At 38.7% G+C, this 21,238-nt stretch carries 22 protein-coding genes; 12 read left to right on the top strand and 10 right to left on the bottom strand.

What is annotated here, in order from left to right; genetic code table 11:
• Positions 1 to 124 precede the first annotated feature (124 nt).
• Positions 125 to 3,463, bottom strand: coding sequence for a leucine--tRNA ligase (locus ABD682_RS05140; RefSeq protein WP_344739749.1), 3,339 nt, complete (start codon positions 3,461 to 3,463; stop codon positions 125 to 127).
• A 147-nt stretch (positions 3,464 to 3,610) separates the two neighbouring features.
• On the opposite strand from ABD682_RS05140, the gene ABD682_RS05135 reads away from it, so the two are divergent.
• On the top strand, positions 3,611 to 4,525 hold the full coding sequence (locus tag ABD682_RS05135; RefSeq protein WP_344739747.1) for a DMT family transporter: 915 nt from the start codon (positions 3,611 to 3,613) through the stop codon (positions 4,523 to 4,525).
• Here the strand turns inward: ABD682_RS05135 and ABD682_RS05130 are convergent.
• Entirely contained in the window at positions 4,522 to 5,442 is a 921-nt protein-coding gene (locus ABD682_RS05130) for a ketopantoate reductase family protein (protein ID WP_344739745.1), read from the bottom strand. The two genes, ABD682_RS05135 and ABD682_RS05130, sit on opposite strands and share 4 nt — an antisense overlap.
• Positions 5,443 to 5,511: 69 nt before the next feature.
• Here ABD682_RS05130 and ABD682_RS05125 point away from each other — a divergent pair, with 69 nt between their 5' ends.
• Complete coding sequence (locus ABD682_RS05125) at positions 5,512 to 6,390, top strand: cell division protein FtsX (protein ID WP_344739743.1); 879 nt, start codon at positions 5,512 to 5,514, stop codon at positions 6,388 to 6,390.
• 70 nt (positions 6,391 to 6,460) lie between these two features.
• Positions 6,461 to 6,715, top strand: coding sequence for a DUF3098 domain-containing protein (locus tag ABD682_RS05120; RefSeq protein WP_344739741.1), 255 nt, complete (start codon positions 6,461 to 6,463; stop codon positions 6,713 to 6,715).
• On the opposite strand, the gene ABD682_RS05115 is transcribed toward ABD682_RS05120, so the two are convergent.
• Complete coding sequence (locus tag ABD682_RS05115) at positions 6,712 to 7,842, bottom strand: glycerate kinase (protein WP_344739739.1); 1,131 nt, start codon at positions 7,840 to 7,842, stop codon at positions 6,712 to 6,714. The two genes, ABD682_RS05120 and ABD682_RS05115, sit on opposite strands and share 4 nt — an antisense overlap.
• A gap of 46 nt (positions 7,843 to 7,888) precedes the next feature.
• Between ABD682_RS05115 and ABD682_RS05110 the strand changes: the two genes are divergently transcribed.
• The 4 genes from ABD682_RS05110 (at position 7,889) to ABD682_RS05095 (ending at position 11,531) form a co-directional block, all read left to right on the top strand.
• Positions 7,889 to 9,229, top strand: a complete 1,341-nt coding sequence (locus ABD682_RS05110) for a GntP family permease (RefSeq protein ID WP_344739737.1) — start codon at positions 7,889 to 7,891, stop codon at positions 9,227 to 9,229.
• 41 nt (positions 9,230 to 9,270) lie between these two features.
• On the top strand, positions 9,271 to 10,068 hold the full coding sequence (locus ABD682_RS05105) for an undecaprenyl-diphosphate phosphatase (RefSeq protein WP_344739735.1): 798 nt from the start codon (positions 9,271 to 9,273) through the stop codon (positions 10,066 to 10,068).
• Positions 10,069 to 10,074: 6 nt separating this feature from the next.
• Positions 10,075 to 10,767: a tRNA pseudouridine(55) synthase TruB gene (gene truB / locus ABD682_RS05100; protein WP_344739733.1), complete on the top strand. Its 693-nt coding sequence runs from the start codon at positions 10,075 to 10,077 to the stop codon at positions 10,765 to 10,767.
• Positions 10,768 to 10,865: 98 nt separating this feature from the next.
• Positions 10,866 to 11,531, top strand: coding sequence for a TonB family protein (locus ABD682_RS05095; RefSeq protein WP_344739731.1), 666 nt, complete (start codon positions 10,866 to 10,868; stop codon positions 11,529 to 11,531).
• Here ABD682_RS05095 and ABD682_RS05090 read toward each other — a convergent pair.
• Positions 11,515 to 12,132, bottom strand: a complete 618-nt coding sequence (locus tag ABD682_RS05090) for a thioredoxin family protein (RefSeq protein WP_344739729.1) — start codon at positions 12,130 to 12,132, stop codon at positions 11,515 to 11,517. The genes ABD682_RS05095 and ABD682_RS05090 overlap by 17 nt on opposite strands.
• Before the next feature lie 122 nt (positions 12,133 to 12,254).
• Here ABD682_RS05090 and ABD682_RS05085 point away from each other — a divergent pair, with 122 nt between their 5' ends.
• Both ABD682_RS05085 and ABD682_RS05080 read left to right on the top strand, forming a co-directional pair.
• The gene (locus ABD682_RS05085) at positions 12,255 to 12,818 is read left to right on the top strand and encodes a DNA-3-methyladenine glycosylase I (protein ID WP_344739727.1); all 564 of its coding nucleotides are present in this window, start codon (positions 12,255 to 12,257) and stop codon (positions 12,816 to 12,818) included.
• Between the two features lie 11 nt (positions 12,819 to 12,829).
• On the top strand, positions 12,830 to 13,522 hold the full coding sequence (locus tag ABD682_RS05080; protein WP_344739725.1) for a DUF2490 domain-containing protein: 693 nt from the start codon (positions 12,830 to 12,832) through the stop codon (positions 13,520 to 13,522).
• Between the two features lie 17 nt (positions 13,523 to 13,539).
• Here the strand turns inward: ABD682_RS05080 and aat are convergent, their stop codons facing one another.
• From aat to ABD682_RS05065, 3 genes are all read right to left on the bottom strand, one after another.
• Positions 13,540 to 14,163, bottom strand: a complete 624-nt coding sequence (gene aat / locus ABD682_RS05075) for a leucyl/phenylalanyl-tRNA--protein transferase (RefSeq protein ID WP_344739723.1) — start codon at positions 14,161 to 14,163, stop codon at positions 13,540 to 13,542.
• Positions 14,164 to 14,247: 84 nt separating this feature from the next.
• Positions 14,248 to 14,622, bottom strand: coding sequence for a DUF3127 domain-containing protein (locus ABD682_RS05070; RefSeq protein WP_344739721.1), 375 nt, complete (start codon positions 14,620 to 14,622; stop codon positions 14,248 to 14,250).
• Positions 14,623 to 14,670: 48 nt separating this feature from the next.
• The gene (locus ABD682_RS05065) at positions 14,671 to 15,540 is read right to left on the bottom strand and encodes a flavin reductase family protein (protein ID WP_344739719.1); all 870 of its coding nucleotides are present in this window, start codon (positions 15,538 to 15,540) and stop codon (positions 14,671 to 14,673) included.
• A gap of 120 nt (positions 15,541 to 15,660) precedes the next feature.
• On the opposite strand from ABD682_RS05065, the gene ABD682_RS05060 reads away from it, so the two are divergent.
• Together ABD682_RS05060 and ABD682_RS05055 are read left to right on the top strand one after the other, a co-directional pair.
• Positions 15,661 to 16,818: a sensor histidine kinase gene (locus ABD682_RS05060; RefSeq protein ID WP_344739717.1), complete on the top strand. Its 1,158-nt coding sequence runs from the start codon at positions 15,661 to 15,663 to the stop codon at positions 16,816 to 16,818.
• Positions 16,811 to 17,161 (top strand): hypothetical protein, encoded by a 351-nt coding sequence (locus ABD682_RS05055; protein WP_344739715.1) that lies wholly within the window; start codon positions 16,811 to 16,813, stop codon positions 17,159 to 17,161. Before ABD682_RS05060 ends, ABD682_RS05055 begins: the two co-directional genes overlap by 8 nt.
• Here ABD682_RS05055 and ABD682_RS05050 read toward each other — a convergent pair.
• Positions 17,156 to 17,545, bottom strand: coding sequence for an HIT family protein (locus ABD682_RS05050; RefSeq protein ID WP_344739713.1), 390 nt, complete (start codon positions 17,543 to 17,545; stop codon positions 17,156 to 17,158). The genes ABD682_RS05055 and ABD682_RS05050 overlap by 6 nt on opposite strands.
• A 12-nt stretch (positions 17,546 to 17,557) precedes the next feature.
• Positions 17,558 to 18,031, bottom strand: coding sequence for a transcription elongation factor GreA (gene greA, locus ABD682_RS05045; RefSeq protein WP_344739711.1), 474 nt, complete (start codon positions 18,029 to 18,031; stop codon positions 17,558 to 17,560).
• A 229-nt stretch (positions 18,032 to 18,260) separates the two neighbouring features.
• On the opposite strand from greA, the gene ABD682_RS05040 reads away from it, so the two are divergent.
• The gene (locus tag ABD682_RS05040; RefSeq protein WP_344739708.1) at positions 18,261 to 18,686 is read left to right on the top strand and encodes a hypothetical protein; all 426 of its coding nucleotides are present in this window, start codon (positions 18,261 to 18,263) and stop codon (positions 18,684 to 18,686) included.
• Between the two features lie 271 nt (positions 18,687 to 18,957).
• Here the strand turns inward: ABD682_RS05040 and ABD682_RS05035 are convergent, their stop codons facing one another.
• Positions 18,958 to 21,093 (bottom strand): TonB-dependent receptor, encoded by a 2,136-nt coding sequence (locus ABD682_RS05035; protein ID WP_344739706.1) that lies wholly within the window; start codon positions 21,091 to 21,093, stop codon positions 18,958 to 18,960.
• Between the last annotated feature and the right edge of the window lie 145 nt (positions 21,094 to 21,238).

Here is a 21,238-nt window from a genome sequence, read left to right as displayed (position 1 = left end):
ATTGAATATTTTGAGTGATAAGGGGTTTTTGTTCACTTTCTTTTAGTGAAAATACTGTTAAATTATTTATTCTGTAATTCAGTACCGCGAAAAGGCTAAAATCTGAAAGTTTTAAAACAACGTATTATCCAACAATATTCACGATCTTCCCGGGCACTACAATGACCTTTTTAGGCGTTCGACCGGCCAATTGCTCCTGTGTTTTCTCGTTTTCCAGAACTGCTTTTTCAATGTCTTCTTTACTCATATCCAAGGGTAATTCCATCGTGAAACGCATTTTACCATTGAAAGAGATCGGATAATTTTTGCTGCTTTCTACCAAATGCTGTTCATCGAAAATCGGGAAAGGTGCCGTGGCAATACTCTCTTTGTGCCCCAATCGCTCCCAAAGCTCTTCAGCGATATGCGGTGCATAAGGCGAGATGAGCACTAACAAAGGTTCTAAAATGGCTTTGGAATGGCATTTTTGAGCCGTGAGTTCATTCACTGCGATCATAAATGTTGAAACCGAAGTGTTGAACGAGAAGTTCTCAATATCTTCCTGAACTTTTTTGATGGTTTTATGAAGTGTTTTTAAACTGTCTTTTGAAGGTTCCGTTTCGGTAACTTTTAAGCCATTATCATCCATGTAGAGCTTCCACAATTTTTTAAGGAAACTATGCACACCGGTAATACCGGCGGTGTTCCAGGGTTTGTATTGCTCTAAAGGACCAAGGAACATTTCGTATAGTCGAAGGCTGTCGGCACCGTAGTCTTCACAAATTTGGTCGGGATTTACGACGTTGTATTTGGATTTGGACATTTTTTCGACATCCCGATTGACGGTAAACGAATCTCTTTTGGTCTCTTCTTCAGTAGTTATAAATTTGATATGATCATATTTATATTTCTTCATCCACTTTCGGAATGTTGAAACATCCATTTCGTTTGAAGAATTTACATAATTTACATCCACATGAACTGGATCAAATTGAATTGAACTTAAGGATTGACCTGTAAACTTTTGAATATATTCTATAGTTTCCTTTCTTGTTTTAGGATCTTTATAACTATTATAAACTTCTCCCGAAACAAAGAAATTTGGCTTCTCATTTATTCTATAAATAAAAGCACTCGTCCCCAGAATCATCCCCTGATTGATCAGTTTTTTAGCAAATTCATCATAAGGCACCAAACCTTTATCGAACATGAATTTCTGCCAGAATCGGGAGTACAATAAGTGTCCCGTAGCATGTTCACTACCACCAATGTAAAGATCCACTTGTTGCCAATAATTAATAGCTTCCTGTGAAAAGATCGCTTCATCATTATGCGGATCCATATAGCGGTTAAAGTACTGCGAACTTCCCGCCCAACCCGGCATGGTATTCAATTCCAGTGGAAATACCGTTTTATGATCTATCAGATCATTAGAAACCACTTTATTTTTATCGGTGTCCCAGGCCCAAACCGTCGCATTACCTAAAGGTGGTTCCCCGGTTTCGGTTGGTAAATATTTTTCAACTTCAGGAAGAGTAATCGGTAAGTATTTGGCATCAATCATTTGTGGCATACCATCTACATAGTATACCGGAAACGGTTCTCCCCAGTAACGCTGACGGCTAAACACCGCATCGCGCAAACGGTAATTTATTTTCCCTTTACCCTGCCCGATCTTTTCGAGGGCTTCTATGATCTTTTTGGTCGCTTCTTTATGGTTTAAGCCGTTTAGAAAATCACTATTTGCAATGATCGTATTGTCTTTATCGGCAAAGGCTTCTTCGGAAATATCCGCGCCTTCAAAAATATTTGGAATGGGCAGATTAAAATGTTTCGCAAAATCGTAATCACGCTGGTCGCCGCATGGTACCGACATTACAGCGCCTGTTCCGTAACCCGCCAAAACATAATCACCAATCCAAACCGGAATGGCTTCTTTGGTAAATGGGTGTTCCACATAAGCCCCGGTAAAAGCACCGGTTATGGTTTTTACATCGGCCATACGTTCGCGCTCACTGCGTTTTGCTGTGGCCTCTACATAGGCATCAACCTCCGCTTTTTGAGCAGGCGTTGTTATTTTTGAAACCAGTTCATGTTCGGGAGCAAGCGTCATGAAACTTACGCCAAAAATGGTATCAGGTCGGGTAGTAAAGACCTCAATCCCCCTGGCCCCCGGAGGGGGAACGGAGTCCGGTTCTATTGAACTTCTAATTGAAAGTTCATGTTCTATACTTTTTAATACGCCTTCAATATTTCCTAAAACTTCTTCATTGGTGAACCGAATCACTTTAAAGCCATCATTCTCTAAAATTTCAGTTCGTTGGGCATCAGCTTCCTTTTGACTATCATGAATTTTACCATCAACCTCAATGATCAATCTTTTTCTCAAACACACAAAATCAACAATAAAATCACCGATCAAATGCTGTTGCCTAAATTTACTTTCTAAGTTTTTATTTCTCAGTTGAGACCAAAGTGCAGCTTCCGCTTCCGTTGGATTAGCGCGCATCGCTTTGGCTTTTTCTAAGAGGATCGCCGAATTATTTCCACCGGTCATATAACCCGGTTTTTTAGTCCCAGCTTTCTCTTCCCCTCCGGGGAAGGATAGGATGGGGAATGTCACTGAAGCCCCCACCGATTTTCCAATCCAGTTGCGCTGACTTTCCTTAAGAGCATCCGTCCAATCGATCTTTTCCAAGCCCTGAAGCAAGCGTTCCGCGTAAGCGGAAATACGCATACTCCACTGGGTCATTTTTTTACGGATCACCGTATGTCCGCCACGTTCTGAAACCCCATTTACGATCTCATCATTGGCTAAAACGGTTCCTAATTCCGGGCACCAATTTACCTCGGTTTCCGCCAAATAGGTCAGGCGGTATTGCAATAATATTTTCTGTTGTTCTTCTGAAGAGAATTGGTTCCAATCCGCTGCTGAAAATAGCGTAACATCGTCATCGCAAGCCGCATTAACCTTTGTATTTCCTTCAGATTCAAAAATGGCAATAAGACTGGAAATATCTTCCGCTTTATTGCTATTGTAATTGTACCATGAATTATATAGTTGAATAAAAATCCATTGTGTCCATTTATAATATTTCGGATCGGAAGTGCGCACTTCCCGAGACCAATCGAAAGAGAATCCGATCTGATCTAACTGCCGACGATAGGTTTTAATATTTTCGGCTGTGGTGATGGCCGGATGCTGACCGGTTTGGATCGCGTATTGTTCCGCCGGAAGGCCAAAACTATCATAACCCTGAGGATGCAAAACGTTAAAACCTTGATGCCGTTTGTATCGTGCATAAATATCCGAGGCAATATAACCTAGAGGATGCCCCACATGCAACCCGGCGCCACTGGGATAAGGAAACATATCCAGAACGTAAAACTTAGGTTTATCACTGTGATTCTCGGCTTTGAAGGTTTGATGCTTCGCCCAGTAATCCTGCCACTTCTTTTCTATCGTGTTAAAATCGTATGTCATTTTCGGTGTTCCGCTTTTGAAAGCGCAAATTTACGCTTTATAAACAAACTGTAAAACCCTGACAAGGATTAAATAAGCAGGCTTGTTTTTCAAATTGTAATTTTTAAAGATTTAAGTTCTACTTTTGCAGCTTAAACCGAAATCCCTTTGAATAAAAGTATCCTAAAAGCACATTTAGCCTTACTTGGCGCCAACCTCATCTATGGTGTGAATTACATCATCGCCAAAGGGATCATGCCAGATAAAATTGGGCCGGATGCTTTTGTATTTATACGCCTGCTTTTCGCAACGCCATTGTTCTGGATACTAAAGAAATTCGTGATTACAGAGCGGGTTGCTACCCGTGACTATTTGCGATTGATGTTATGCGGATTGTTGGGAGCAGCGGCAAACCAATTGTTATTTTTTCATGGCATCAACCTAACTTCACCGGTAGACGCCTCTATAATCATGACCGTTGTTCCCGTGATTGTGCTTGTTTTTGGTGCACTCATCCTTCATGAACGCATCACAAGAAATAAACTCATCGGAATCACCATTGGAGGTATTGGTGCCGTAGCGCTTATTTTATATGGCAAAGAAGCCTCAGGAACCAGTTCGCTTTTGGGTAATCTTTTTATTTTTCTGAATGCTTCGAGTTACTCCTTATATCTCGTTTTTGTGAAACCACTGATGCGAAAATATAATAGCGTAACTGTAGTGAGCTGGGTATTCTTATTTGGATTTCTGTTCACATTCCCGATAGGAATAGGTGATTTTATGAATACAAATTACGAGGCGTTTACTTTAGGAACTTACCTAACCGTGGGCTTTGTGGTAATTTTCACGACCTTCTTCGCCTATCTTTTTAATATTTATTCACTGAGTCATGTATCGCCATCCGTAACCAGCAGTTATATTTATTTACAACCGCTCATCAGTTTCTTGATGGTTCTTCTCTATGCAAATGTATTCGATCAAAAAGAATACGCACAAGATATTAATCTGGTGAAGATCATCAGCGGCATCCTGGTGATTTTTGGCGTTTATATGGTAAGTCGGAAATCGAAAGTGAAAGTTTAAGCACGCGCTTTTTCTTCCTGCGGCAGCAAACAATGGTAAATAAAAGCATTGGTTGGTGTTTCAATACCTAATAATTTACCCTGCTTTACAATGTAACCGTTGAAATTTTCAAGTTCGCTAGGTTTTCCTTCCATAACGTCGCGTTGCATCGAAGCCGTCGTATTATAATCCATTTGATCGATAATCCCGATGACCATTGCAACATCTTTCGGACTCAAACCAACCCCTTTGGCATTAGCAATACTAACCATTTCGTCGGCAGTATCCTTGATAATCTTACGGATGCCTTCATGGGAGCGCATGTCGCCAAAAACAGCTCGAGTAAGCGCTCCAATACCGCTAATCGTACAAATGAAAAGAAATTTTTTCCAGATATCCAGGTGAATATCATCAGACAACGTGTTTTTAAAACCAGCTTCATCAAAGACACTTTTAAGCTGTTTTACGCGTTTTGTTTTTTCATTATTATATTCACCAAAAACAATCTCCGGTTCAAACGTAATGTGGCGGATAACTCCCGGAGCTTCAACCATACTCACAATTTTACATAAACCTGCCAGCGCATTATGCTCTGGCAATACTGCTCGAAGTTTATCGGCATTATCGGCACCATTTTGCAAAGGCAAAACCATGGTGTCTTTACCAATGATGGGTTTCAGCTTTTCTGCAACTTCCGTTACCTGCCATGATTTTACACCCAGAATCACTAGATCCGGAGTACCAACTTTTGCTAAATCATCAGTGGCTTTTGGATGCACGGTAAAATCACCCTGGACACTTTTTATTTGTAATCCGTTCTTTTTTATGGCTTCCAGATGCGCACCGCGCGCAATAAATGTTACGTCAAATCCGGCTTGTACGAGCTTCGCTCCAAAATAACCGCCAACGCCACCGGCGCCAAACACAACAATGTTCATATGTTTTAGTTTATATAAATAGACTTTAAATATACTTTATTATTTTTACATCATTAATCCCGGATTGTTATGAGCTCATCTTTTGAACAACATCAAAAACGCCGCTTAATTTCCTCGTATTTTTCAGTGGTTTTAAGTATTGCCCTTGTATTATTTTTATTGGGGCTACTTGGTATGTTGGTTCTCAATGCAAAAAAGGTTTCCGATCATTTTAAAGAACAGGTAGTGGTAACCATTTTTTTGAAGGATACGGCGAAGGATGTTGAGATTAAACAGCTTGAAAAAAGTCTGGCTATGACAGATTATGTAAAGTCCATCGATTATGTTTCCAAAGAACAGGCTGCAGAGATCATGAAGGCTGAAAACGGCGAGGATTTCATGGATTTTGTAGGTTATAATCCTTTGCAAAATTCAATTGATATTCATTTGAAAGCCGACTTTGTAACCACCGAACAATTAGAAAAAATGGCGGCTGATGCTATGACCAGAAATTTTGTAGATGAAGTAACTTACGACAACGATCTGGTTAATCTTATGAACAATAATGTACAAAAGATCAGTTTCTGGGTTTTGGTGATCAGTGGTATTTTCACCTTGATTGCGGTGTTACTCATAAACAGTTCCATTCGATTGTCGGTATATTCTAAGCGATTCACCATAAAAACGATGCAAATGGTTGGTGCCACCAAACAATTTATCAGAAGACCATTTGTATGGAAAAGTGTGCGTTTAGGAATTATCGGTGCCATTTTGGCTATGGCCGGCATGGGCGTGGTATTATATTATGTAAATCAAACATTTCCTGAGTTAAGTTTACTGAACAACCCTACCGTTATGGTTGGATTGTTTGTAGTTATTTTTGCCATGGGCATCGTGATAAGCTGGATCAGTACCCATTTTGCCACCCAGCGTTTTTTAAATTTAAAGACCGACGAACTTTATTATTAAATTTTTACAAAATACTTAACAAGCCTATTTTAAATAAATGTGTTACTTTGTAGCATAAGTTGAATGAACTATGGGAAAACAAAAGGAAAAAGAAACATCTAAACCAACATTTGTTTTTGGAAAAAAGAACTATAAATGGATGTTCATAGGTCTTGCTATTATTGCTCTGGGCTTTATTTTAATGAGTGGCGGTGGCAGTGACGATCCTAATGTTTTCAATCCGGAAATTTTCAGCTGGCGCCGTATTAGGTTAGCACCTATGCTCGTTTTAATAGGCTTTGCTATACAGATTTATGCCATTTTACTGAGCCCTGAAAAGGACTAAGTATGCTTTATTTTATTCGCAAATTTTTCAGCTAAAATACTGAGATACTTTTGGGTATTTTCAAGTGCATCTTCCAAATTCCTGGCTTCATGCATCAATGCAGCTGCGTGGTCAATCCCAAATTTTTTAAGCGCTTCCATATCCAAAGCAATTCCGCCGCAAAAAGCCGCAACATTAATATTTTCCGCTTTCGCGGAAGTTATCACACCATGAATCGTTTTTCCGGAAAGTGTTTGAAGATCCAGTAAACCCTCACCGGTAATGATCCAATCTGCAGCTTTTATTTTAGAATCGAAATCTATCAGTTGCTTTACCAGATCGATCCCGGGAATTAGATCTGCATTTAAAAAAATCGTTGTTCCGGCACCCATACCTCCGGCGGCTCCTGCACCTTTTATGGATTGAACATCAGTATTAAATTGGATTTTAAACAAGGTGGCAATATGCCTCAACCCTTTATCTAAAGCTTCGATCTCCTCCGGTGATGCTCCTTTTTGAGGACCATAAACGTAGGCAGCGCCGTTTTCTCCATACAACGGATTCGTAACGTCACAAGCCACTTTGATCTCTATATTTTTCAAACGTTCATCAACTTTTGAAGTATCGATCTGATAAATTTCAGAAAGATTTTTTCCTGTAGGAGAAAGTTCATGGCCTTCCTTATCTAAAAAACGATAGCCCAATGCCGAAGCCATCCCAATGCCACAATCATTGGTAGCACTACCACCAATACCCAGAATAATGGTTTCCGATCCTTTGTCTATGGCCGCTAGAATAGCCTCTCCCGTTCCCCTGGTGGTGGTGTAATAACAGTTTTGCTCTTCTTTTTTTAATAAGGCCATTCCCGATGCATTGGCCATTTCTACAAAAGCCGTTTTTATTGCCGGCATATATAGAAATGAACTTTGAATGGGCCTGAACAAAGGGTCGCTCACGGTGATGGCTACGGTTTCTCCATCCAAATGATAATCTAGAATTTCAATGGTTCCGTCACCCCCATCAGATAAGGGAAGTTTCAAAATTTCTGAATCAGGCATAACTTTGAGCAAACTATTTTCAACAACCTCACAAAATTGCAAGCCTGTTAAACTCCCTTTAAATTTATCCGGCGCCAGAATGAATTTCATCTCAAATAATTAATTAGTACATTTATTACAATCAAAAACAAGACGTATGGTTGTTTTAATAGCACTCGTAGTTGTGGTCGTTCTTATGGTGATTGCAGCCTCAAAATACAAATTTCATCCGTTTTTATCACTACTTTTAGCTGGAATTGTTATGGGTTTCGTTGGCGGACTCGATAGTGATGATATCACAACAACGCTAACTTCAGGATTCGGAAAAACACTGGGAAGCATTGGGATTATTATCGCTTTCGGCACTATTATAGGCGCTTATTTAGAACAAAGTGGAGGCGCAAAAACCATGGCAATATGGGCCCTAAAAACTATAGGTAAAAGTCGATCTGTACTGGCTATGAACATTACCGGTTTTATAGTTTCGATACCGGTGTATTGTGATTCGGGATTCATCATATTATCGCCATTAAACAAGGCCTTAAGTAAACACAGTAAAATTGCCATCCCGGTTCTAGCAGTTTCTCTGGCTGCCGGCTTGTATACCGCCCATGTTTTTGTACCCCCAACCCCGGGACCTTTAGCTGCAACTGCGGCCTTAAATGCCGATCTCGGTTTGGTTATTGTATTGGGTTTAGCCGTAGCGTTTCCTGTGTCTCTGGTAGGTTATTTTTGGGCGCGGTATCTTCAAAAACATTACAGTTACACTGAAGAAATTGAATCTGAAACTCAGGATAAGGCTGCTGAGACTAATAAACCGGAGCAGCTTCCTAAACCTACACCTGCATTTTTACCTATCATTATCCCGATCGTTTTGATTGCTTTAAAATCTATTTCAGACTATCCAACGCATCCCTTCGGTGAGGCTGTTGCAGCTCAGTTCATAAACTTTATTGGAAATCCTGTAATAGCGTTGCTAATTGGTGTTTTTCTGGCCTTTCGATTGAAAAAAAATGTGCCGGAAGCTGATCATTTTCATTGGGTTACCAGCGGATTGAAAGATGCCGGAATTATTATTTTAATTACGGGGGCCGGTGGTGCTTTTGGCGCCATTCTGCAAGCAACGGGTATTGGTGATTTTATCGGAACCCATTTTGCCGATTATAATCTTGGACTTTTCCTGCCATTTCTAATTGCCGCTGTATTAAAAACAGCCCAAGGTTCTTCTACAGTATCTATTATAACAACAGCAGCCATAATGGCTCCTATTTTAGCATCTTTTGGTCTAGATAGCGGCTTGGGTCGTGCCCTGTGCGTACTAGCAATTGGCGCAGGAGCCATGACGGTCTCGCATTTAAACGACAGTTTCTTTTGGGTGGTAGCGCAATGTTCGGGAATGAACACCCAAACTGCTTTAAAAACCCAAACTGTAGCAACTTTATTGCAGGGCGTTTCAGGAATACTTATCATCCTTATTATTGGATGGATTTTTATCTAAATACCTTGTAATTACTTCATATAAATAGCTATTTTTACACCATGAATAATATTTTAGACTCCATTATTCTTGGGCTTATTCAGGGCCTTACAGAATTTTTACCCGTTTCATCAAGTGGCCATTTAGAACTGGCAAAAGCTATTTTAGGCGATACGCAAGTCCCGGAACAAAGCCTGCTATTTACAGTTGTTTTACATTTTGCAACGGCTTTAAGCACCATCGTTGTTTTTAGAAAAGATATATTAAGTCTCATTAAAGGTGCCTTGACCTTTAAATGGAATGACGATCTCAGTTTTATTGCAAAAATTATAGTGTCTATGATTCCTGCTGCCATCATAGGAGTTCTTTTTGAAAGTGAATTAGAACAATTATTTGGTGGTCAGGTGGTTTTGGTTGGTTTTATGTTGATCATCACCGGTTTATTGTTATACCTTGCTGATCGCGCCAAAAACACCGGTAAGCCTGTGAGTTTTGGAAATGCCTTTGTTATTGGTATTTCGCAGGCCATCGCTTTACTTCCCGGTATTTCCAGATCCGGTGCAACTATTTCCACCTCGGTTTTATTGGGAAATGACAAAACCAAAGCCGCTCGCTTTTCTTTCTTAATGGTAGTGCCGCTTATTTTAGGCAAAATCGCCAAGGATATTATGGGAGGTGAACTGAGTTTCCACACGGCTAACATCACCGGTTTAACTATAGGATTTATCACCGCATTTATAGCAGGATTATTCGCCTGTACCTGGATGATCACGCTAGTTAAAAAAAGTAAACTGTCCTACTTTGCTGTGTACTGTTTTGTTGTTGGTGTTATCGCTATTGGGGTGTCTTTCTTATACTAAATCGTTATGCCGACCAAAGAAGATTTCCTAAACGGAAAAGTTATTTTAATTGATAAGCCTTTACACTGGACCTCTTTTCAAGTAGTTAACAAATTACGCTGGGCGATAAGAAAAGCCTTCAACATAAAAAAAATAAAAGTGGGACATGCGGGAACGTTAGATCCGCTTGCTACAGGTTTGTTGGTCATTTGTACAGGAAAAATGACCAAACAAATTAACACCTTTCAAGGACAGATCAAAGAATACACCGGTACCATTGTTTTGGGAAGTACAACACCTTCCTACGATTTAGAAACGGAAATCGACAAAACCTATCCCACAGATCATATCTCCGAAACAATAATACGCGAAACAACAAAACAATTTACCGGAATTATAGAACAATTTCCTCCTGTTTTTTCAGCCATTAAAAAGGATGGTAAACGTCTCTATGAATTTGCGCGTGATGGTGAAGCTGTTGAAATTAAATCCAGGCAGGTTGAGATCAACACCTTCGATATTACCAAAATTGATGATTTAAACGTTGATTTTAAAGTGGTTTGCAGTAAAGGAACCTACATTCGGTCTTTAGCCCATGATTTTGGAAAAGCTTTAGATGCCGGCGCCCATTTATCGGCTCTGCGACGTACTAAAATTGGCGAATTTCATGTGGATGATGCTCTGAGCATTGATGACTTCATAAATAACCTAAAGAACTAAATTCTTTATTTTTACGTATATTGGGTATAGAAATGCTCTAAATTTTATTCGATTTGCACCTAACAGATCAACATAAAGCCCTATTAATTACCTTCTTCATGGCAGGAACCGTCGTGCTTTCTGTGTTTAGCTTTAGCCTAAAACAAAAGGAGGCTAATATCGCCGAAAGTTATTACGAAATTGAACCCGAAAAACCTTTAACTCCCGAAGAAATGAAGGTTTTAGAAGCCATGGACAAATTAAATAATACCAAGCCTGAGACCAATCAGGCCTATAACGAAAATAAGGAAAGTAAACGTTTTGATCAGGCTTATAAATCGATTGCCCCTCCAAAAGACTATGTTCCAAAATCTTCCAATTACGAGGAATTACAAACCTTTGCAAAATCTCATGAATACGAAGATTCCAAAGTGAATCGCGAAGAAATTTCTTCATTTGATAAAGTAAACGAGCTTCTAAAAAAACAAAAGGATGACAGCAATAACGGTAGCAGTACCATTAGATTTTCCCTTATTGACAGAGAAAAGATTTATATCCCAATTCCGGTTTATTTGTGCGAAGTTGGTGGTAAAATCGTAGTTAATATTACCGTAAACGCACGTGGTGATGTTACCGATGCTTACATTAATAATTCGTCTTCCTCTTCCAACGAGTGTTTAACAGAGCACGCTCTGGAATATGCCAGGGAATCCAAATTCAGTTCTGCAGTTAATAAACCTTCACAGTTAGGTACAATCACCTTTAATTTCATAGGGAAACACTAGGCTGTAATCGGCTTAATATTTGGATGAGATCCTGAATAATGGTTTTTCCTTTATCATCATTATACCAATATTGCAAATCCTCCTTAAAACTTGCTGTTAATACCCCATTAGCCGCCTTGAATCTATTCACATATCCTGTAACTTCGGAAGGGCGCGGCCCATAGGTGCCAATAACATTTCCGGTTTCCTTATCGATCATAATAACTTTAGGAATGGCACGATTACCTTGAGTTAAGAAGTTATCCATCAATTCAAGGTTATCATCCCGAAGCACAATTCGTAATTCAATATTCGGATTAATCTGTGCTATTTTATTCAAAACGGGCAGCATGTGAGCACCATCGCCACACCAGCTTTCAGCCAAAACTAACCAGATCAATTTTTGTTCGTAACGCTTGAACGTCTCGGCATCGGCCTTGTTTATTTTTAGGGTTTTATCCCAGCGTTTCATTCGCCTGTCATTGAGTTTTGTAAATTGAATGTGGGCCTCAGATTGCTCTTTTCCAGACGTTCCGTTGGTCATACTAAGATGATGGGTTAAAGTTCGGTATTCCTCATAAGTGATGCTTCGATCTAAACTGGTTTTTATTGTTGAATTCATGGGATATCATATTTAAATAGAACAAAAACTAACAGAACAAAATTACAGGCTGTTTGTTTTAATTATGCTGACTTTTGTCATACTTTTACTTTTTATAGAATCTTTTTTATTCCGTAGTTCTGATGAAAAAACACAAATGTGGTTGGTGTTTGGGGGATCCTCTGTATGAAGCATATCATGATACCGAATGGGGTGTTCCGGTTTACGATGATGCTACCCTCTTTGAATTTCTAACTTTAGAAACTTTTCAGGCGGGTTTAAGTTGGATCACGATCCTCAGAAAACGTGAAAACTTCCGTCAGGCTTTCGATCAATTTGATTACAAAAAAATTGCCCAATATCCACAAGAAAAAATTGATGCTTTATTAAACGACGCCGGCATCATTCGAAATAAATTAAAAATAAAGGCAACAGTCTCGAATGCTCAAGCTTTCATGATTATACAGGATGAATTTGGAAGTTTCAGCAACTATATTTGGGGCTTTGTTGATGGAAAACCTATTAAAAACGAGCTCAAAAACCATAAAGAGGCGCCTGCCAATACGCCTTTAAGTGATCGTATTAGTGCCGATCTGAAAAAACGAGGTTTTAAATTTGTAGGTTCTACCGTGGTTTATGCCCATATGCAAGCCACCGGCATGGTAAATGATCATGAGGTACAGTGTTTCCGTTATCTAGAAGTTTAATAATCTGAGAATTGAATAGAAAAACGTTCCATAACCTACTTATTTTGGCTTTGATGCTTCAAGGCCTTATTGGATTCTCTCAAAATGATTTTATAACCTGGTCGCAATCACAATTTGGTGTTGAACATAAGGCTAGCCCTAGATACAGCATTGATTTTTCCTTACGATCGCGTTACGTTGTTTATGATGAAAACGGACTACAGTTCAGGCAACTTCTTTTGGAATTAACACATTTTTCCAGTTTTAAAATAAACAATAATCAAACGGCGAGCCTGGGAATAAATTTAAGAAACAGAAGCTGGTTTGATCCGGGATCCAATGAAATTCGACTCACTGAAGCATACGAAATAAAATCAAAAAAATCAGTTTGGCGACATAGCCACCGATTTCGTATCGAGCAACGCTTTTATGAAGGATTTACTAATTTTAGAGAGCGTTATCAGTATGCCGTTGATTTTCCTTTAAAAGGACCCACTCTGGAGGTTGGAGAACCTTTTTTATATGGTGCTGTGGAAGGTTTATTAACCTTAAATAAAGACCGGGCGCCAAGATTCAATGAACGTACAACGGTAGTTATTGGGTGGAAACTTACAAAAAAATTAACGATTTTCGCCGGACCTACTTTAGACTATCAGATCAGAACGCGGCATTACGATCAGCAAAATGTATTGTTCATTTTAACGGCAGCCGTTCTAAAAATTTAAATCAGCCTGAATAAATTTTATAAATAAGTTAGAAATTGGCTTCTCGGGATAGGTTTAGCTCCAAGACTTTCTAAATGTTTGGTATAAACCTGGCAATCGATCAATTTATAATCACTCTTTTGAATAAAGCTTATAAACCCGGCCTTACTGGCATTACTTACTTTTGAAAACATACTTTCTCCGGAAAAGATACCATTACCCATATCGATGCCATAAAGACCCCCTACCAATGCGTCATCCTTCCAAACTTCGACTGAAATAGCATAACCCAATTTATGAAGGTTATTATAGGCCTTAATCATATCGTGGGTTATCCACGTTCCGTGTTGATCGTAACGCTCTGCGGTAGCACAATGAGTTATTACGGCATCAAAGGCCTGATTTGTTGTTACTTTAAACTCGCTGTTTCGAAGTACCTTTTTCATGCTTTTAGACACTCTGAGTTCCTTAGGAAATAACACAAATCGTGGATCGGGCGACCACCATAAAATAGGTGTTTCATGCTCAAACCAGGGAAATATCCCCGATTGATACGCCAGTTTTAAACGTGCCGTAGAAAGATCGCCACCAACTGCCAGCAAACCGTCATCGGTAGCTTCTTGAGGTGGAGGAAACCATATGGTATCATTTAAAAAACGCATGATCTAAAAATAAAAAAACCTTCCAATAAAAGTATTGAAAGGTTTCTATTTTAACGATTTTCAATTTCGTAAAATCGAATTATTTTAAAATGGCAGATCATCATGATCATCTTCATTTAGATCGCCGGCAGGTTCAAAAGCATCAGCCGGAGGCACAGGTGGCACATCGCCTGAAGCTTCTGTTTGTAAAGCTTCAATACGCCAACCTTGAATAGAGTTAAAATATTTTGTTTCGCCTTGCGGGTTAACCCATTCTCTTCCTCTTAAATTAATATTGATCTTCACTTGTTGCCCCACTTGGTAACTGTTTAACAACTCTGTTTTATCCTGCACAAACTCGATCATGATGTGTTGCGGATATTGCTCCTCTGTAGTAACTACAACCTCGCGTTTTCTAAATCCGTTATTTCCAAAGGTTTGTGTTTCTCCAATCAATTTAATTCTTCCTTGAACTTCCATGTTTTACTATTTATTTCTTATTTATATTCAATTTGTTGTTTTAATCCATTAACTCAGTAATATTTTCCAGGCGCTATCAACATCTCCAAAGCTTAAATAATTACGAGCCAATTTATGTTTTTCCCGATGTGTAGCCGATTTAATGTTCGGATAGCGTTCAGAAAGACTGGCAATAAACTCCGCCACCGCCTCTTTGGTAGGCAGGGCTTCAACATTGCCTAACATTCCTAAATTATTTCCGGTTAAAATCATACTGTTTTTAACGTGATCAGGGAAACTATCCACACCAATACCCTTAGTTCTAATGGGTTTCGGAATTTCAAAAAATCCTTTTTTCGCCCTTGAATAAAAACTGCCTCCGGCACGTGCCACCAAATCTAGCTTCACCTGGTTAATCGCACCATCTTCATCTAAAACCTCATCATCAATATGTAACCTTAGAACCTCGCAAATGATCAGATTTCCTGCGCCACCTTCAGTTCCCAGTTTAATGATATCCATCACCTTACACTCCATTTGCACTGGCGATTCGGCCACTCGAAAAGGTTTTACCACTTCCGATTTCAGCATGGTTAAACCAGCTTTATCAAATTCATTCACGCCTTTGTCATATTCTGTACTGCTCAATGACATTTGATGAACCATATCGTAGTTCACCACATTAATGACCACCTCTCCTGTAGCTTCAATATTCTCTAATGTATGCTTTACCGTATTATCGCGAACACGACGTGAGGGCGAAAACACCAACGTTGGTGGATTCGAACTAAAAACATTAAAAAAACTGTATGGCGACAGATTTGGATTGCCTTCCGCATCAACAGTACTGGCAAAGGCAATGGGTCTAGGCGCTACGGCACTTAAAAGGTAACTATGTAATTTACTTACGGATACACTTTTTGGTTCTATAGACGGCATAAACTTTTTTAATTAAAACAAATGTAACTAATCTCGTCTTGAACTAAAAACAGATTTACTAACAACTAAGACAATAATATTAACAGTTTTGCATTATATTAACGATTCATTTTATTAAGTATGGTTTTTAGCAAAAATAGTAATGCGCTTCGCTGGATAATGGTGATAGCTTCTTTTATTATTGTCACCCTGATCCTTTGGAAAACCTATGAGTTCTTTCAACATTTTAAGGAAGAAGAACGCAATAAAATGGAAAATTGGTCTGCTGCACAATCTACATTAATCAATAGCTCTACCGACGAAAATTTAGAATTACCCCTGAAAATATTAACGAGTAACCATTCCACACCGATGTTGGTGGTTGATTCTAAAGGAAATTTAACGAGTTATAATAATATTGATGAGAACAAGATATCGGATTCGCTTTCTGTTAAAAGACTCATTAATGCTTTTAAACAGGAGAATGATCCCATTCCCGTAGTTATAGATCATACCGTGGTTAGCACAATTTACTATGGAAACTCCGAACTTTTAAACAAGCTAAAATACTATCCGTTAGCCCTTTTGTTAATTGTAGTGCTTTTTGTGGCTGTAATTTTCTTTTTTTACAGCAGCACCAAAAATGCAACACAAAATAAACTTTGGTCTGGCATGGCCAAAGAGACAGCGCATCAAATTGGAACCCCATTATCCTCACTTATTGGCTGGACCGAAATTTTAAAATCGGAACATATCAATCCTGAATACATTACTGAAATAGAAAAAGATATTGATAGGTTACAAACCATTACCGAACGTTTCAGCAAAATTGGATCCTTACCTACACTTGTGGTAACAGATATTATTCAGGAAACCATAAATTCTTTTGATTACCTGAAATCGAGAGCTTCCAAATTGATAAATTTTGAACTTAACGTCCCAAATGAAGAAATTCCCGTACATCTTAATAAACAACTTTATAGTTGGGTGATTGAAAATCTGGTAAAAAATGCCATAGATGCTATGAAGGGACGTGGAACACTTCGAATTGATATTGAGCAATTAGAGAACAACATAAAAGTTCATGTCTCCGATACGGGAAAAGGCATTCCTAAAAAGGATTTTAAAAACATTTTTGAACCAGGATTTACCACAAAACAACGTGGTTGGGGTTTGGGAATGTCCTTGTCTAAGCGCATTATTGAAGATTTTCATCATGGTAAAATTAAAGTTCTGCATTCTGAAAAGGATAAAGGAACCACTATGGAAATCATATTAAAACGCGCCACCAATGCCTGAAAAATTTATTGAGGTTAAAGAAGTTAATTTAAAAAATAATTGTCCGGTTTGTTATAGTAACGAACATCTTCAAATTACCTTTTACCAAAAAATTAAAGAGTCAAAGCTTTACAAATGGCTCACTTCGGAAGTTAAAAATGAAATGACTTGTGCAAATTGCGAGTCTACTATTTACCCTGTACAATGGACAGACGATATTGAACGCGTTTACGACTATCATCGTAAAGCATTTCACCCTAATAAATCGACTTTCCGATTAAAGGTTTTGGGTTGGGTAGTTATTGTTTTTGTAGCAATTGTACTTGTAGGCGTTGGCTTTACCCTGTTTTATTCGAAATTATAGCTCAGCCTTAATAGCATCAGCTAATTTTTGGAATTCTTCCTTGGAAGGATGCGCCTTTTTAGTGAAACGAGCATCTTCCATATCGCGAAGTGGTATAAGGTGTACATGAGCATGAGGTACTTCCAGACCAATAACCGACATCCCAACGCGCTTACAGGGAATGGCTTTTCTAATGGCAAGTGCCACTTTTCTGGAAAATTTCATAAGTTCGGTGTAGGTTTCCTCATCCAAATCGAAAATTTTATCGACCTCTTTTTTAGGAATACAAAGTGTGTGCCCCTTGGTGTTTGGATTAATATCCAAAAACGCTAAAAAATTATCGGTTTCCGCAATTTTAAAACAAGGAATGTCACCTTCAATTATTTTTGTAAAAATAGTTGCCATTGGTTTTTGGTTTTATCTGGAAATTTCAATGATATCAAACTTCATTGTACCGCTTGGCACCTGGATCTCTGCAACATCGCCAACCGATTTACCAAGTAGCCCCTTACCTATTGGTGAATTCACAGAAATTTTACCTGAAGCCAGATCAGCTTCACCATCGGCTACCAGTGTGTAAACCATCTCGGCACCGTTGGTTTGGTTCTTTATTTTCACCTTCGATAAGACCAAAACTTTAGAATTATCCAATTGCGATTCGTCGATAATACGAGCACCAGCCAAAGCATCTTCTAATTTAGAAATTCGCATTTCCAACATTCCCTGCGCTTCTTTTGCAGCATCGTACTCTGCATTTTCACTCAAGTCTCCTTTATCTCTGGCTTCGGCTATAGCTTTAGAGGCTTTTACGCGCTCCACGTCTTTTAATTGCTTTAACTCGTCTCTTAATTTCTTTAATCCTTCAGGTGTATAGTATGATACTTTACTCATAACGTCATCATTTAATATTAAAAGATGCTGAAAAATTCAGCATATAAAAAAATCCCGCGAACACGAGATTGTAATTTCAAAAATACAAAAATTTTAAATATGATGTTAGTTCGAAGCCTAAAACTACATGCATTAAACCCTTAAAAGTCAAGGTGCATTATGAGATAATAAAATTATATTTTAACGCGTTTTACTTTTATTGTACCTTTCGAATCCAAATATTCTTGCTATGAGATCGCCTTATATTCTTTTTATTTTTCTCCTCGTATTTTCTTGTAGCAATAACATCAACCAAAATGAGAACTGTCGTTTTTTGCTAAATGTTGGAGTTAATTTAACCATCGATCTTAATTTGCCCCAATACAGCCAATTACAATTTGCAGGAAACTCTGTTTATGAGCCAAATCAGGGTAACGCAGGCATAATCATTGCTTACACAGGTGTGGATTATCTGGCCTGGGATGCCGCAGATCCTAATCATGTATTGCAATCTTGCTCTGTTTTGATGAATTCAGGTTTATTTGCCACTTGCGGCTGTGAAGATAAAAACAAGTATAATCTTGTAAACGGACTTCCTGAAAACACCAACCTCCAATGTGGTTTGAAGTTTTATCGCGTTGAAAAATCCGGTAATACGCTGTTTATTTCAAATTAAATCCTCCCCTCATAATCGCAAAGAAAGACAAGCATTAATCACTAGAAGACATGTCATGCTGAACTTGTTTCAGCATCTATTTTCCTTATCCTTGGTAGACCCTGAAACAAGTTCAGGGTGACAAGGTCTAAGGGAAGGATAATGTTTACCTATTTTACTTGAGTGGTTTTTATTTTTAGACTAAAGTCAAAGCGAGAACCTTAAAGGTAAGTGCTATCAAATCCTCCCCTGACCCCTCCGGAGGAGGGGAAAGTTTAGAGGATAAATTTCATTAAAATTTAAAGGTGGCACCCAACAAAAAGTTTGTAGTTGCCTGAGGATAATAGCCTGCGTAATATCCTGTAGTAGTCCCGGTAGGACTGCCGGTATCCGGATAATCATACGATCCGAAATACCCATTCGACACATATTCTTTGTTAAAAATATTGTTCACCAAAGCGGATAAAGTAATCGATTTGAACAGTGATTTAGGAGTTATCACATAATTCACATTAATATCATTCACAAAATAACTATCCAAAACAGATTCCGGATTATCGGTATTACCCATATATTGTTTACCAACGTATTTACTCAATAAACTCATATCAAAATTTGAAACGGGCTGGTAGGTGAATCTATTCCCGATCACGACATCCGGTGAAAAAGCAATATTGGTATCCCCCAGATTAATCAATTCACCATTTCTGGATGTAGTAAAATTTCGATTCTTATTCTGACTTATCGCGGCGTTCGGTGCCAAACTAAACGCATTACTGATCTGCCAATGCGCATCAACTTCCAATCCTAAACGGTAGCTTTTTCCACTGGTAGCCCGCACCGGATTTCCAACATCATCAAGGGCTCCGGTAAGTACCAGCTGATTTTTGTAGAACATATAATACAGGTTGGAATTCAAACGTAAATTCGACGTTTTGAAACGCCATCCCAATTCTACATCGTTAAGCGTTTCATTTTCGGTAACTCCGGCTTCAAAATCATCTCGGTTTGGTTCGCGATTGGCCACAGCAAATGAGGTATAAAAACTACTCGCCTTGGTTAGATCGTAAGTTAAACCAACTTTAGGATTGAAAAAATTGAATCTGGCATTGGTATTGAAATCGATACGATCAGAATTTAATCCATTGGTTTTGTAGGTTACAAAACGACCTTGCAAATCGGCAAAACCGGTAAGCTTATCTGTAAGGATAACAGTAGCTTTCGAAAACACACTGTAGTCATTTTTTAAAGACGTTCCATCATAATAATGGTCGCGGATCATGGTGTTTGGCGCCAGGTTACTTCCCCAAATCACTTCACCAAAATGATCTCCGGTGTAAGAACTCAATGATAATCCCGTGATCCACTCCAATCGACTCGTTTTATAAGTAACGTTGGCTGTAAGCACATAGAAATCATTGTCCAGCCAGCGTCGAACGATCACATCTGAACCATCTTCGATCAGGTTGGCAAAATCGGCTGCTAATTCGTCCGTTTTATATTGTTCGAAATACCCTTTCCCCTTGGTATAATTCAAACCAAGATTAGTGGACCAGAAGTTATTGAATCGTTGATTCCAATGTAACTGATAATGATCTTGCCAATAATTATCGGTCTCATTATCATAAGTGTACGGGTTTTGACGACGATCTTCCTGAAGTTGATCTGCCGTAAGACCATACCAGGATTGATAAGTGCGTTCTTTACCACCAAAAGTAATGGCTTTAATCAAGGTGTTGTCATCTTTATAAATCCCTTGTAAAAAATAAGATTTTAAGTCGGTAAACGCGCGATCTACGTAACCATCAGAATATATTTTTGAAAGTCGCCCGGAAATCTCAAAATGGTCATTCAGTAATCCGGTACTCATTTTTACCGTGTGTTTTCGGGTATTATAACTCCCGAAACTATTGGAAATTTCAGCAGAAGCATCTTTCGTAACAGCATCCGTTAATAAATTCAAACTCGCCCCAAAAGCGCCGGAACCATTGGTAGAAGTTCCTACACCGCGTTGTAATTGCAGACTTTCCACGGACGAAGCAAAATCACCTAAATTCACCCAAAACGTCCCCTGACTTTCAGGATCATTATAAGGAATTCCGTTGATTGTAACATTTACACGTGTAGCATCAGTTCCACGTACGCGAATTCCGGTATACCCAACACCCGCACCCGCATCACTGGTAGTTACCACAGAAGGTAAAAAATTTAATAGTTGCGGCATGTCCTGCCCTAAATTCCGTTTGGCTAATTCTTGCTTGGTAAGGTTGGAATGGGTAATTGGTGAATCCGCATTTACCCTAACGGCTTGTACCAGAACCTCATCGAGTTCCTGGGTTTTGGTCGTGTCTTGAGACACTTGATTTTGCTGGGCAAAACCTGAAATTGAAAACAGCAAAAGTGCTGCACAAAGAACATAATTTTTCATGTCGATTAAAAAAATTTATAATCGAATAAAAAGAGGTCATTATTCTTTATTGGTTATGAAATGATTTTTGTTGAATCCCCATCAAGGCCATCATTTATAAATGGGTGGCTTTGTTTAAAATTCATTATTCCTAAACAGCATTACC

This window comes from Gaetbulibacter aestuarii (assembly GCF_039537665.1).
Lineage (GTDB): Bacteria > Bacteroidota > Bacteroidia > Flavobacteriales > Flavobacteriaceae > Gaetbulibacter_A > Gaetbulibacter_A aestuarii.
The sequence above is the reverse complement of the archived record's forward strand: the minus strand, read 5'-3'. Positions and strand labels throughout refer to the sequence as shown.

Excerpts from the sequence above, each read along its gene's own strand:
- ABD682_RS05140 (WP_344739749.1), bottom strand. The coding sequence starts at position 3,463 with ATGACATACGATTTTAACACGATAGAAAAGAAGTGGCAGGATTACTGG.
- ABD682_RS05130 (WP_344739745.1), bottom strand. The coding sequence starts at position 5,442 with ATGAACATTGTTGTGTTTGGCGCCGGTGGCGTTGGCGGTTATTTTGGA.
- ABD682_RS05125 (WP_344739743.1), top strand. The coding sequence starts at position 5,512 with ATGAGCTCATCTTTTGAACAACATCAAAAACGCCGCTTAATTTCCTCG.
- ABD682_RS05120 (WP_344739741.1), top strand. The coding sequence starts at position 6,461 with ATGGGAAAACAAAAGGAAAAAGAAACATCTAAACCAACATTTGTTTTT.
- ABD682_RS05115 (WP_344739739.1), bottom strand. The coding sequence starts at position 7,842 with ATGAAATTCATTCTGGCGCCGGATAAATTTAAAGGGAGTTTAACAGGC.
- ABD682_RS05110 (WP_344739737.1), top strand. The coding sequence starts at position 7,889 with ATGGTTGTTTTAATAGCACTCGTAGTTGTGGTCGTTCTTATGGTGATT.
- ABD682_RS05105 (WP_344739735.1), top strand. The coding sequence starts at position 9,271 with ATGAATAATATTTTAGACTCCATTATTCTTGGGCTTATTCAGGGCCTT.
- truB (WP_344739733.1), top strand. The coding sequence starts at position 10,075 with ATGCCGACCAAAGAAGATTTCCTAAACGGAAAAGTTATTTTAATTGAT.
- ABD682_RS05095 (WP_344739731.1), top strand. The coding sequence starts at position 10,866 with ATGGCAGGAACCGTCGTGCTTTCTGTGTTTAGCTTTAGCCTAAAACAA.
- ABD682_RS05090 (WP_344739729.1), bottom strand. The coding sequence starts at position 12,132 with ATGAATTCAACAATAAAAACCAGTTTAGATCGAAGCATCACTTATGAG.
- ABD682_RS05085 (WP_344739727.1), top strand. The coding sequence starts at position 12,255 with ATGAAAAAACACAAATGTGGTTGGTGTTTGGGGGATCCTCTGTATGAA.
- aat (WP_344739723.1), bottom strand. The coding sequence starts at position 14,163 with ATGCGTTTTTTAAATGATACCATATGGTTTCCTCCACCTCAAGAAGCT.
- ABD682_RS05070 (WP_344739721.1), bottom strand. The coding sequence starts at position 14,622 with ATGGAAGTTCAAGGAAGAATTAAATTGATTGGAGAAACACAAACCTTT.
- ABD682_RS05065 (WP_344739719.1), bottom strand. The coding sequence starts at position 15,540 with ATGCCGTCTATAGAACCAAAAAGTGTATCCGTAAGTAAATTACATAGT.
- ABD682_RS05060 (WP_344739717.1), top strand. The coding sequence starts at position 15,661 with ATGGTTTTTAGCAAAAATAGTAATGCGCTTCGCTGGATAATGGTGATA.
- ABD682_RS05055 (WP_344739715.1), top strand. The coding sequence starts at position 16,811 with ATGCCTGAAAAATTTATTGAGGTTAAAGAAGTTAATTTAAAAAATAAT.
- ABD682_RS05050 (WP_344739713.1), bottom strand. The coding sequence starts at position 17,545 with ATGGCAACTATTTTTACAAAAATAATTGAAGGTGACATTCCTTGTTTT.
- greA (WP_344739711.1), bottom strand. The coding sequence starts at position 18,031 with ATGAGTAAAGTATCATACTATACACCTGAAGGATTAAAGAAATTAAGA.
- ABD682_RS05040 (WP_344739708.1), top strand. The coding sequence starts at position 18,261 with ATGAGATCGCCTTATATTCTTTTTATTTTTCTCCTCGTATTTTCTTGT.
- ABD682_RS05035 (WP_344739706.1), bottom strand. The coding sequence starts at position 21,093 with ATGAAAAATTATGTTCTTTGTGCAGCACTTTTGCTGTTTTCAATTTCA.